Genomic DNA, 13,233 nt, shown 5'->3' with positions numbered 1-13,233 from the left:
CGGTACGATCACACTCGCCATACCGCGAGGTGAGTAGGCATACGCCTGCAGTACCGAGCTTTCACGGTAACACGGTTATTTGAAACCGGGGACGTAACACATTTATTGGCCGTCTGATCCCCGGATTTATGAAAGAAAAACACCATGAGATTCGGCGCACTTCGTCCAGCCAAAATTTTATATTGTGTTACGTCCCCGGTTTTTCAAAACCGTGTTACGTCCCCGATTTGGTTGGCGCTTCAGGCTGCGTCGCGCGCCAGGCGGCTTTCGTACAGCGCGGCGACCAGGTCGGACTGGGTGACGATGCCGGCAAAACGCTCTTCTTCGTCGACGATAGGGATGTGATGGAAGCCGATGTCGGCCATTAGCGGCACCAGGTCCACGATCGGCGTGTCCAGCCGCGCCGTCACGGGCTTGCTGCGCATGATCTGGCCCACCACTTCGGCCTTCTCGGTATGGCTCAGGCCGCTGGGGCGGAGGAACTGGCGCAGGCGCTGGCGCATGCCGCGGTAGTCGTCCAGCCCGCCATGCTCCAGGAAGTCGCCCTGGGTGACGATGCCGATCACGCGCCGGGCCCGGTTCAGCACGGGCAGCGACGCTACCTTGTGGCCGCGCATGTCGCGCCAGGCCTGGTCCAGTCCGGTGCCGAACTCGGCCGTCACCACGTCCCGGGACATGATGTCGGCGCAGCTGATGATGCCGAAGCGGCGCTGGTAGGCCCGTTGCTCCGTTTTCATGAACAGCGCCTCGAGGTCGTCGCGGCTCACGTCCAGCACCTGGTTGTACTGGCGCAGCACGGCGTCCAGGTCTTCCGGCGCGAAACCGAGGCGCGAGGTGGGCACGGCGTCGGCCGTCGCATGGGGGTGGGGATGCGGGGTCTGCTGGGTGTGCGGATAGCGCCGCCCCGTCAGGTTGTTGTACAGCACGGCCGCGCTGACCAGCACCACGCAATTGCACAGCACCGTCACCAGCGGGAAATGGTAGCCGGCGCCGAGCACAGCCGGGCCGCCGATCACGGCCGTCAACGCCACGGCGCCGCCGGGCGGATGCAGGCAGCGCAACGCGAACATGGCGGCGATGGCCAGGCAGCCGGCCAGGGCGGCCACCGGCACGCTGGCGCCCAGCCAGTGTACGCAGGCCACGCCCACGATACCGGACAGGACGTTACCGCCGATCACGGACCACGGCTGGGCCAGCGGGCTGGCCGGCAGGCCGAACAGCAGCACCGCCGAGGCGCCCATGGGCGCGACAAAGAACAGGCTGATGCCGTCGCGGGCCAAAATGAAATGGCCGATCAGGCCCGTCAACAGCAGGCCAGCGGCGGCGCCGGCGCAGGCGCGCAGGCGTTCGCTGCGGCTGGCCGTGTGGGGGGCTGGCAGCCAGCGTTCCAAAAAGGCAATCATCGTTATCCGGTGCGTAAAAAGGGGAGTGCGCGATTATCCCACGATGTGCTCAGCCTGGCAGGGGGTGCGCCACCAGCTCCAGCGGCAAGGCCGTGGTGAACTTGATCTGTTCCATCGAGAATGCCGACGATACCCCTGTCAGCTGCGAAACCTTGATTAACTTCTTGTAAAAGCGGTCATATCCGTCGATATCGTTCGTGACCACCTTGAGCAGATAGTCCACGTCGCCGCTCATGCGGTGGAATTCCTGCACTTCCGGCAGGGCAATCACGGCGGCGGCGAAACGGGCCAGCCATTGCTCGTCGTGGTGGCTGGTGCGCACGCTGACGAACACGGTGACCGGCAAGCCCACCTTGCGCCGGTTGACGATGGCCACCCGATGCTCGATATAGCCTTCCTCCTCCAGCCGGCGCAGCCGTTTCCAGCAGGGCGTGCTGGACAGGCCGACTTTCTCGCTCAGCTGGGCGATCGACAGCGTGCCGTCGGCTTGCAGCGCGGCAAGGATGGCGTAATCGAAGCGGTCGAGATGTTCCATGCTGTTTTTCGTAAAATAGGGGAATGTACGTTCCAAAATAAGCGTCTTGAGCAGTCATTTTAGTACATATTTTCATGACGAAATGGTTAAGCTGTGTGGCATCACCGCTACCGCAACGAACTCCACCATGCCGACTGAAATCTACCTCGATGGCAACGCCACCACCACCGTCCTGCCCGCCGCCATCGCCGCCGCCGTGGACACCATGGGCCAGCGCTTCGGCAACCCCAGCAGCAGCCACGGCGCCGGCCTGCAAGCGAAGGCCGTGCTGGAGCGCACCCGCGCCTGCGCCATGCGCGTGCTGGGCGTGGGCCCCGGCCGCCTGATGTTCAACAGCGGCGCCACGGAAGGCATCCAGACGGCCGTGCTGTCGGCCCTGTGCGCGCTGCGCGAACGCCAGGCCAATGGCGAGGCCGTCGGCGACCTGCTCCTGTACGGCGCCACCGAACATAAGGCCGTGCCGCAAAGCCTGGAACACTGGAACCGCCTGCTGGGCCTGCACCTGACGCTGCGAGCGCTGCCCGTCGATAGCGACGGCCGCCACGACCTGGCCGCCCTGCGCGCGCTGGCGCCGCGCGCCGCGCTCGTGTGCACCATGGCCGCCAACAATGAAACGGGCGTCATCTCCGACCTGGCCGGCATCGAGGCCGTGCTGACGGCAACGGGCACGGCCGCCTACTGGCTGGTCGATTGCGTGCAGGCGCTGGGCAAGCTGCCACTGGCGCTGGCGCACACCCGCATCGATTACGCCCCGTTCTCCGGCCACAAGCTGTACGCGCCCAAGGGCATCGGCATGCTGTACGTGCGCGCCGGCGCCCCATACACGCCGCTGATCATGGGCGGCGGCCAGGAGGCGGGCCTGCGCTCGGGCACCGAGAACATGGCCGGCATCGCCGCGCTGGGCGCCGTGCTGGCCGCGCTGGAGCAGGGCGGTACCTTCCGCACCCACGCCGAGCTGGCCGGCTTCCGCGCCCGCCTGGCCGACAGCCTGCGCGCTGCCTTGCCCGGCATCGTGTTCAACCATGCATTCGCCGCCTCGCTGCCCACCACGCTCAACTTCTCCGTGCCCGGCGTCGGCAGCCGGGAATTGATGGATGTGTTCGACGCGGCCGGGGTACGCGTCAGCTCCGGCAGCGCCTGTTCGGCCAGGCAGGCCGCGCCCAGCTACGTGCTGGTGGCGATGGGCGTGCCGGACTGGCGCGCCAGCGGCGCCATCCGCATGTCCTTCGGCCCGCTGACCGACGAGGCCACCATCGCCGCCGCCTGCGCACGGATCGCCCGTTGCGGCGCGGCCCTGCGCAGCGGCGGCCTGCTGCCGATGGACGACGTGCCGGCCGGCCACGACGGTGTGCTGCAGCTTGGGGTGGACGGCGCCAGCGGCTGGCTGGTGCTGGACGCGGCCCGCCGCCGCTGCGTGGTGATCGATCCGCTGCCGGAACAGACGGCCCGTATCGCAACGCTGGTGTGCAGCCACGATTACGGGGTGGACGCCATCGTCGCCACCAGCCCGCGCGCCGGCCATGCGCCATTGATCGCGGCGCTGGGCCCGCGCTTCGACCGGGACGCTGCCACGGATGCCTACGGTTGGCCCATGCCGGCCGACGGCGCAAGCGCTTCCGGCCTGCCATTGGGCCGGCATGTGTTGACGGCGGTGACGCATGCCGACGGCCAGCGCAGCTACCTGCTGGCCACTGTGGAGCAGGCGCCAACGCCGGCGGCCGCTGCGGTGCGCTTCGCCTTCTGCGCCACGGTCACGCAGCCAGGCTTGCCGGCCTGCGCCGGCCCCGACACGCTGCTCTGTCCCACGCGCGACGCCCACAACCAGCTGTGCACGACCTTGCGCGCGCTGGCCGCATCCGTAGCGCAGACGGAGGAGGCCGAGGTACGCCTCGATCCGGCCGCGCTGGACGCCTTCCTGCAAGCCCATCCCGGTGCGCGCCTGGTCGATGTGCGCGAACCGTACGAATGCGCCGCCACGGCCGGCGTCACGCCAGGCGGGCAGCCCGCCATCCCCGTGCCGCTGGGCCAGCTGGCCGACCGGCTGGACCAGTGGTTGCATGGCGAACAGTTGCCGCTGGTACTGGTCTGTCGCAGCGGCAACCGCAGCCTGAAGGCCGCGCAATGCCTGCGCCGGCTCGGCTACCGGCAGGCGTGGAGCCTGGACGGCGGCCTGGCGCTGGCGCCCCTCGCATTGGCGGCCTGAGCCATCGCGCCGCGGTGCGCCATCCAGTCCCCGCTTCCTCGCCGCAACGGGCAATCAGCGACCGCCGCGCCCGTGCGCGGGGCGCCAGCCAGCCTCCGCCAGCCGGCGCCGCCATCCGCCGGCCGCTGCACCGCAGTGCTGCCGGCGCGCCCGACCGCTGCCCCCTCCCTCCCTATACTGCCGCGTTCGCCGGCCAGACGTGCGCCCCTGTGCGCTTGATCGGCAGATAATTGCCCTCGCGTGAGATGCGGTGCCGGCGCCCGGCGCGGCGGCAGCGCGTCCGAACGCATGCCTGTCTAGCGAGGAACGATGGAAAAGCACACTTCCCTGTTGCCGGAGTTCACGCTGGGCTTTCACGCAACGTCGGCCGGCACCTTGCGCACCGACGATGACGAGGACATGCCCCTGCGTGCCGAGCTGTTCAGCGCAGCCCAGATGGCGGCCCATGGCCGCGCGCTGGCGTCGCACCACGCGCCCAGCCCCGGCGGCGGCCGCGACCGCCTGCTGTCCCGTCTGGCCGACAACGCGGCCGTCATCGCTTCCACATGCGATGGCCTGACCGAAGCCATCCAGGCCGGCCGCCAAGTCACCCCCGCCTCCGAATGGCTGCTCGACAATTACTACCTGATCGAAGACCAGATCCGCACCGCGCGCCGCCACCTGCCCAAGAACTACAGCCGGCAGCTGCCGCGCCTGGGCGGCGAGGCGGCCAATGGCTGTCCGCGCGTCTACAAGATCGCGCTGGAAATCATTGCCCATGGCGATGGCCGGGTCGATCCGGAAAGCCTGTGCCGCTTCGTCGACGCCTACCAGGAAGTGGCCACGCTGCAGCTGGGCGAACTGTGGGCCATCCCCATCATGCTGCGCCTGGCCCTGATCGAGAACCTGCGCCGGGTGGCCGCGCGGGTGGCCGACAACCGCGCCCAGCGCGACCAGGCCACCGAGTGGGCCGAGCGCATGGTGGAGGTGGCGGACCGCAATCCGAGCGGCCTGATCCTGCTGGTGGCCGACATGGCCCGTTCCAACCCGCCCATCACGAGCGCCTTCGTGGCCGAGCTGGCGCGCCGGTTGCAGGGCCAGAGTCCGGCCCTGACGCTGGCCCTGACGTGGCTGTCGCACCGGCTGGCCGAGTCGGGCCAGACCATCGAGCAGCTGATCCAGGCCGAGATCCAGCTGCAGGCCGCCGAGCAGGTGTCGATCGCCAACAGCATCGGCAGCCTGCGTTTCCTGGGCACCATGGACTGGCAGGAATTCGTCGAGAGCATGAGCGCCGTCGAGCGCGTCCTGCGGCAGGACCCGGCCGGCATCTACGCCGGCATGGACTTCGCCACCCGCGACCAGTACCGCCACGTGGTCGAGATGCTGGCCCGCCACGCGCCGGCCACGGAAGAGCAGGTGGCCGAGCGCGCCGTGCGGCTGGCGCAGGAGGCGGCCGGCGACGGCGAGCTACGCCACCGTCACGTGGGCTACTACCTGGTGGGGCCTGGTTCGGCCGCGCTGGCCCGCCTGGCCGGGGTGCGCCTGCCGCTGGCGCAGCGCCTCGGCCAGCTGGCGCGGCGCGCGCCGCTGGCCTGCTACCTGGGCGCCATCGGCCTGCTCACGGCCGGCGCCGGCGGCTGGCTGCTGGCGCGCACGGCGCGCGATGGCGTCGACCAGCCGTGGCTGCTGGCCGCGCTGGGCGTGCTGGCGCTGCTGGGCAGCGGCCAGCTGGCGCTGAGCCTGGTCAACTGGGGCGCCACCGTGCTGACCCGGCCCCATCCGTTGCCGCGCATGGATTTCCGGGCCGGCGTGCCGGACGACGCACGCACGGTGGTGGCCGTGCCCACCCTGGTCTACAGCCGCGACAACGTGGACGAGCTGTGCGAACAGCTGGAAGTGCGCTTCCTGGCCAACCGCGATCCCAATCTCGTGTTCTGCCTGCTGACCGATTTCCCCGACGCCGACGCGGAAACCCTGCCCGACGATGGCACCCTGCTGGCCCACCTGCAGCAGCGCATGCGCGCCCTCAACGCCCGCTACGAAGGGGCGCCGTTCCTGCTGCTGCACCGTCCCCGCCTGTGGAATCCGCGCCAGGGCGTGTGGATGGCCTACGAGCGCAAGCGGGGCAAGCTGCACGCCCTGAACCGCTACCTGCGCGGCGGCGCGCGCGACGCGTTCTCGCTGGTGGAGGGCGACAGCGCGCGGCTGCAGGGCATCCGCTATGTCATCACGCTCGACACCGACACCGCGCTGCCGCGCGACACGGCCCGCCAGTGCATCGCCACCATGCGCCATCCGCTCAACCAGCCGCGCTACGACGCCACCCGCGGCCGCGTGGTGGAGGGCTACGGTGTGCTGCAGCCGCGGGTGGCGGCCAGCCTGCCGGGCGAGGCGGCCTCGCGCTACGAGCGCCTGTGCGGCGGCGAGCCGGGCATCGACCCCTACACCCGCACCGTGTCGGATGTGTACCAGGACGTGTTCGGCGAAGGCTCGTTCATCGGCAAGGGCATCTACGATGTCGACATGTTCGAGCAGGTGCTGGGCGGGCGCCTGCCCGACGACCTGATCCTGAGCCACGACCTGCTGGAAGGCTGCTATCTGCGCGCCGGCTTGCTGAGCGACGTGCAGCTGTACGAGGCGTGGCCGGCCACCTATGGCGACGACGTCAGCCGCCGCCAGCGCTGGCTGCGCGGCGACTGGCAGCTGTGCGGCTGGCTGGCCGGCCCGGTGGCGGCGCCGGGCGGCCGGCGTGAGCGCAATCCGCTGTCGGCGCTGTCGCGCTGGAAGCTGTTCGACAACCTGCGCCGCAGCCTGACGGCGCCGGTGCTGCTGCTGGCATTGCTGGTGGCGTGGGGCGCGCTGCCCGACCCGTGGCTGTGGACGGCGGCCGTGCTGACCGTGCCGTTGCTGCCGCCGCTGGTGGGGGCCCTGTACCACGCGTTGCGCCGCCCGCGCGACACGCTCTGGTCCCAGCACCTGCGGGGCGTGCTGCGCGTGGCCGGCATGCATTTCTCGCACGCGCTGCTGGTGCTGGCCTGGCTGCCGTACGAAGCGGCGTTCGCGCTGGACGCCATCGGCCGCGCCCTGTGGCGGCTGCTGGTGTCGCGCCAGCGCCTGCTGGAATGGCGCGCCTCGGGCCTGGCGCGGGCCGGGGCCGGCCTGGGCGACTGCTGGCGCGCCATGCGCGGCACGTCGCTGTTGGCGGTGGCGGGCGGCGCCGCGCTGGCCCTGTGGCACCCGGCCGGCATGGCGCCGGCCGCGCCGCTGCTGGCCGCGTGGCTGGCCGCGCCCTTGCTGGCGTGGTGGATCAGCCGGCCCGTGCCGCGTGCGCCGGCCCGCCTCAGCGCGGCCCAGCTGCGCTTCCTGCACCAGCTGGCGCGCCGCACCTGGGGCTATTTCGACCGCTACGTGGGACCGGACGACAACTGGCTGCCGCCCGACAACGTGCAGGAGCATCCGGTGGCCGTGGTGGCGCACCGCACCTCGCCCACCAACATCGGGCTGGCCCTGCTGGCCAACCTGAGCGCGTGGGACTTCGGCTTTGTGCCCACGGGCCAGCTGCTCGAGCGCACCGCCTGCACGCTGGGCGCGATGGAACTGCTGGAACGCCACCAGGGCCATTTCTACAACTGGTACGACACCTGCACCCTCAAGCCGCTGCACCCGATCTACATTTCCACCGTCGACAGCGGCAACCTGGCCGGCCACCTGCTCACGTTGCGGGCCGGCCTGGCCGGCCTGGCCGACCAGCCCCTGCTGGGGCCGCAGTGCGTGGACGGCCTGGCCGCCACCTTGGGCGTGCTGCACGAAGCGCTGGCGGCCATGGCGCCGGCGGCGACGGCGCTGACGGGCACGCCGGCGCTGCAGGCGCTGGACGCCCTGCTGGCGCCGCCCGGGCGGCCCGACCCGGCCGACCTGGGCGCGCTGCACGGCTGGCTGGCCCAGGCCGGCGCCGCCGCCGACACGCTGCAGGAGGCGGCCGCCGCCCATGGCGACGAGGCCACGCGCGAGTGGAGCACGGCGCTGGCGGCCCAGTGCCGCGCCATGCGCGAGGAGCTGGAACTGTACGCGCCCTGGCTGGCGCTGGGACCCGGCGCCCTGTGCGACAGCCGGCTGGCGCGCATGCCCACGCTGCGTGCGCTGGCCAGCTGGCCCGGCATGGAGGCGGCGCCGTCGGACCTGGCGCCGGACGAGCGCGCGCGCCAGGCGCGCCTGGCCACGCTGGTGGCGCAGGGCAGCGCCCAGGCCCGGGCCCGCATGGCCGCCATCGACACCTTGCTGCTGCGCTGCGGCGCCTGTGCCCAGCCCGACTACAGTTTCCTCTACAACCCCACCACCAAGCTGCTGGCCATCGGCTACAACCTGAGCGAGCGCCGCCTCGACCCCAGCTGCTACGACTTGCTGGCCTCGGAGGTGCGGCTGGCCAGCTTCGTCGCCATCGCCCAGGGCCAGCTGCCGCAGGAGCACTGGTTCGCGCTGGGACGCCAGCTGTGCATCGTGGCCGGCAAGCCGGTGCTGCTGTCGTGGAGCGGTTCCATGTTCGAATACCTGATGCCGCTGCTGGTCATGCCCACCTACCCCAGCACGCTGCTGGACCAGACCTACCACGCCATGCTGGACGCCCAGATCGACTATGGCCGGCGCCGCAACGTGCCGTGGGGGATATCCGAATCGGGCTACAACACGGTCGACGCCAGCCTCAATTACCAGTACCGCGCGTTCGGCGTGCCGGGCCTGGGCATGAAGCGGGGCCTGGGCGACGACCTGGTGATCGCGCCCTACGCCACCATGCTGGGGCTGATGGTGCGCCCGGAAGCGGCCTGCCTCAACCTGCAGAAGATGGCGGCCCTCGGTTATATGGGCCGCTACGGCTGCTACGAGGCGATCGACTACACGACGGTGCGGCTGCCGCGGGGCCAGGCCTCGGCCGTGATCCGCTCCTTCATGGTGCACCATCAGGGCATGGGCTTGCTGGCGCTCAGCTACCAGCTGCACGACCGGCCCATGCAGCGTCGTTTCGCCTCCGATCCGTTGCTGCAGTCGGCCCTGCTGGTGCTGCAGGAACGCAGCGCCCAGGTGGGCGCCTTCCATTCGGCCACCGAGCAGCAGCTGGCCGCGCCGGGCGCCGGCGCCGAGCAGGCCATGCCGATGCGGGTGCTGAGCCAGGCCACCGCGCTGCCGGAAGTGCAGCTGCTGTCGAACGGGCGTTACCACGTCATGGTCAGCAACGCCGGCGGCGGCTACAGCCGCTGGAAGGACCTGGCCGTGACCGGCTGGCGCGAGGATGGCACGCGCGACCACTGGGGCAGCTTCCTCTACCTGCACGACGTCGACAGCGGCCACACCTGGTCGGGCGCCTGGCAGCCCACGCTGGCCGAGCCGCGCAAGTACGAAGTGATCTTCTCGGAAGGGCGGGCCGAGTTCCGCCGCAGCGACCACGGGCTCGAGCTGTACACGGAAATCGTCGTCTCGCCCGAGGACGACATCGAGCTGCGGCGCCACCGCCTGACCAACCAGAGCGACCGCGAGCGCACCATCGAACTGACCAGCTATGGCGAAGTGGTGATGACGCCGGCGGCGGCCGAGGCGGCCCATCCGGCCTTCGCCAAGCTGTTCGTGCAGACGGAAATCCTGGCCCCGCGCCACGCCATCCTGTGCACGCGCCGCCCGCGCGGCAAGGACGAGCGGCCACCGTGGCTGCTGCACCTGATGACGGTGCACGACGCCAGCGTGCTCGACGTGTCGTTCGAGACCGACCGCGCCGCCTTCATCGGCCGCGGCCGCGGCACCGGTGCGCCGCGCGCCATGCAGACGGCCGGGCCGCTGGCCGGCGGCCACGGCTCCGTGCTCGACCCGGTGGTGGCGGTGCGCCACCGCATCACGCTGGCGCCCGACCAGAGCGCCACCATCGACCTGGTGACGGGCATGGCCGACACGCGCGAGGCGGCCCTGCACCTGGTCGACAAATACCAGGACCGGCACCTGGCCGACCGCGTGTTCGAACTGGCCTGGACCCACAGCCAGGTGGTGCTGCGCCAGCTCAACGCCAGCGAGGCTGACGCCCAGCTGTACGCCCGGCTGGCCGGCAGCGTGCTCTATCCGAACGGCGCGCTGCGGGCCGAGCCGGCCATCCTGCAGCGCAACCAGCGCGGCCAGTCCGGGCTGTGGGCCTATGCCATCTCGGGCGACCTGCCCATCGTGCTGCTGCAGATCCGCGACCCGGCCAACATCGAGCTGGCGCGCCAGCTGGTGCAGGCGCACGCCTACTGGCGCCTGAAAGGACTGGTGGTGGACCTGGTGATCTGGTACGAGGACCAGGGCGGCTACCGCCAGTTGCTGCACGAGCAGATCATGGGCCTGATCGCGTCCGGCATCGACGCCCAGGCCATCGACCGGCCCGGCGGCATCTTCGTGCGGCTGGCCGACCAGATCGCGCCGGAAGACCGGGTGCTGCTGCAGTCGGTGGCGCGGGTCATCATCAGCGACAGCCGCGGCACCCTGGCCGAGCAGGTCAAGCGGGCCGTGCCGCCGCCGCTGCGGGTGCCGCTGCTGCAGGCCGACAGCCGCGGCGAATACGCCGACGCCGGCCCGGCCACGCGGCCGGCGCCGCCCCTGCTGCTGTTTAACGGCAGCGGCGGCTTCACGGAGGACGGGCGCGAGTACGTCATCCTCAGCGGCCCGGACCAGCCCACGCCGGCCCCGTGGTGCAACGTGCTGGCCAACGCCCAGTTCGGCTGCGTCATTTCCGAGAGCGGCCAGGCCTATACCTGGCACGAGAACGCCCACGAGTACCGCCTCACGCCATGGCACAACGACCCCGTGACGGACGCCAGCGGCGAGGCCTGGTATGTGCGCGACGAGCAGAGCGGCCAGTTCTGGTCGCCCATGGGCTTGCCCGCGCCCGGCGCCGGCCACTACCTGACACGCCACGGCTTCGGCTACAGCGTGTTCGAGCACACGGAAGGGGCCATCGCCACCACCGTCACCACCTTCGTCGCGCTCGACGCGCCGGTGCGCTACACGGTGTTCAAGGTGCGCAACGACGGCCCCGTGCCACGCCGCCTGTCCGTCACCGGCTATGTGGAATGGGTGCTGGGCGACATGCGCACCAAGACCGCCATGCACGTGGTGACGGAACTCGACGGCGCCAGCGGCGCCCTGTTCGCGCGCAACGCCTACAACACGGAATTCCCGGGCCGGGTGGCGTTCTTCAACGCCGACGGCGCCGCGCGCAGCGTGACGGCCGACCGCGCCGAATTCATCGGCCGCAACGGCAGCCTGGCGGCGCCGGCCGCGCTGCGCCGGATCCGCCTGTCGGGCCGGGTCGGGCCGGCGCTCGACCCGTGCGCCGCCATCCAGCTGCCGTTCGAGCTGCTGCCGGGCCAGGAACGGGAGCTGGTGTTCGTGCTGGGGGTGGGCGGGCGGCGCAACGCCGACGTCAGCGTGCTGGTGCAGCAGCACCAGGGCGCGGCGGCCGCGCGCGCGGCGCTGGCGGCCGTGCGCGCCTACTGGGAGCAGACGCTGGGCGCGGTGCAGGTGAGCACGCCCGACCCGGCGCTCGACGTGCTGGCCAACGGCTGGCTGATGTACCAGACCATCGCCTGCCGGCTGTGGGCCCGCAGCGGCTACTACCAGTCCGGCGGCGCGTTCGGCTACCGCGACCAGCTGCAGGACGCGATGGCGGCCGTCCACACGGCGCCCCAGCTGCTGCGCGAGCAGCTGCTGCTGTGCGCGGGCCGCCAGTTCGTGGAGGGCGACGTGCAGCACTGGTGGCACCCGCCCACGGGGCGCGGGGTGCGCACCCACTGCTCGGACGATTACCTGTGGCTGCCGCTGGCGGCGGCCCGCTACGTGGCCGTCACGGGCGATGCGGCCGTGCTCGACGAACCGGCGCCGTTCCTGGAAGGGCGCGCCGTCAAGCCGGACGAGGATGCCTATTACGACTTGCCCGTGGCCGCGCCCTACGGCGCCACCGTCTACGAACATTGCGTGCGCGCCATCCGTCACGGCCAGCGCTACGGCGTGCACGGCTTGCCCCTGATCGGCTCGTGCGACTGGAACGACGGCATGGACAAGGTGGGCGAGCAGGGCCGCGGCGAGAGCGTGTGGCTGGCCTTCTTCCTGTGCGACGTGCTGCAGCGCTTCGCCGAGCTGGCCGAGCGCCGCGGCGACGCCGGCTTCGCCACCGAATGCCGGCAGGCGGCGCGCCAGCTGGCCACCAGCGTGGAACAGCAAGGCTGGGACGGCGCCTGGTACCGGCGCGCCTATTTCGACGACGGCACCCCGCTCGGTTCGGCCGCCAACGCGGAATGCCAGATCGATTCGCTGTCGCAAAGCTGGGCCGTGCTGTCGGGCGTGGCCGACCCCGTGCGGGCCCGCGGCGCCATGGAGCAGGTGGACTTGCGCCTGGTGCGGCGCGATGCCGGCCTGATCCAGCTGCTGGACCCGCCGTTCGACCAGGCCGGCCCCAATCCCGGCTACATCCGCGGCTATGTGCCGGGCGTGCGCGAGAACGGCGGCCAGTACACCCACGCCGCCATCTGGACCGCGATGGCCTTCGCCCGCCTGGGCGAGGGCGGGCGGGCATGGGAACTGGCGCGCATGATCAACCCCGTGCGCCACGCGGCCTCGCCGGCCGCCTGCGCCCGCTACAAGGCCGAACCGTATGTGGTGGCGGCCGACGTGTACGCCGTGGCGCCGCACGTGGGGCGGGGCGGCTGGACCTGGTACACGGGATCGGCCGGCTGGATGTACCGGCTGATCCTCGAATCGCTGCTCGGTGTGACGCGGGCCGGACCCACGCTGGCGCTGGCGCCGCTGCTGCCGGCCGACTGGGACGGCTACACGGTGACCTACCGCTACGGCGCCACGCCGTACACGCTGCGCATCATGGCGGCCGGGCCGGACCAGCCGCCCGGCCTGACGGTCGATGGCGAAGCGCGCAGCGGCTACGCCGTGGGCCTGATCGATGACGGCGGCACTCATGCCGTCGAGCTGCGGGTGGCGCGCTAGCGGCCCGCCTGGCCTGGGGACGTCGCCTGCCAGCCCCAGCCGCCAGCCCCGCGCGGCGGCGCGGCGCGCTACAAGCCCACGCCGGCGCCCGCCCCCAGCAG

The 13,233-nt window shown here is 71.4% G+C and carries 4 protein-coding genes; 2 read left to right on the top strand and 2 right to left on the bottom strand.

All coding sequences use genetic code 11. The features are described 5' to 3' along the window. Positions 1-239: 239 nt before the first annotated feature. The gene (locus AC3WOS_RS27660) at positions 240-1,403 is read right to left on the bottom strand and encodes an HPP family protein (protein WP_492720419.1); all 1,164 of its coding nucleotides are present in this window, start codon (positions 1,401-1,403) and stop codon (positions 240-242) included. Positions 1,404-1,452: 49 nt separating this feature from the next. Continuing rightward, positions 1,453-1,938, bottom strand: a complete 486-nt coding sequence (locus AC3WOS_RS27655; RefSeq protein ID WP_492720417.1) for an Lrp/AsnC family transcriptional regulator — start codon at positions 1,936-1,938, stop codon at positions 1,453-1,455. A 127-nt stretch (positions 1,939-2,065) separates the two neighbouring features. Between AC3WOS_RS27655 and AC3WOS_RS27650 the strand changes: the two genes are divergently transcribed. Next, positions 2,066-4,141 (top strand): aminotransferase class V-fold PLP-dependent enzyme, encoded by a 2,076-nt coding sequence (locus AC3WOS_RS27650; protein ID WP_492720416.1) that lies wholly within the window; start codon positions 2,066-2,068, stop codon positions 4,139-4,141. 309 nt (positions 4,142-4,450) lie between these two features. Next, positions 4,451-13,132 (top strand): glycoside hydrolase family 94 protein, encoded by an 8,682-nt coding sequence (locus tag AC3WOS_RS27645; RefSeq protein WP_492720414.1) that lies wholly within the window; start codon positions 4,451-4,453, stop codon positions 13,130-13,132. Positions 13,133-13,233 lie beyond the last annotated feature (101 nt).

The organism is Rugamonas sp. FW305-51 (assembly GCF_058786935.1).
The sequence above is the reverse complement of the archived record's forward strand: the minus strand, read 5'-3'. Positions and strand labels throughout refer to the sequence as shown.

Excerpts from the sequence above, each read along its gene's own strand:
- AC3WOS_RS27650 (WP_492720416.1), top strand. The coding sequence starts at position 2,066 with ATGCCGACTGAAATCTACCTCGATGGCAACGCCACCACCACCGTCCTG.
- AC3WOS_RS27660 (WP_492720419.1), bottom strand. The coding sequence starts at position 1,403 with ATGATTGCCTTTTTGGAACGCTGGCTGCCAGCCCCCCACACGGCCAGC.
- AC3WOS_RS27645 (WP_492720414.1), top strand. The coding sequence starts at position 4,451 with ATGGAAAAGCACACTTCCCTGTTGCCGGAGTTCACGCTGGGCTTTCAC.
- AC3WOS_RS27655 (WP_492720417.1), bottom strand. The coding sequence starts at position 1,938 with ATGGAACATCTCGACCGCTTCGATTACGCCATCCTTGCCGCGCTGCAA.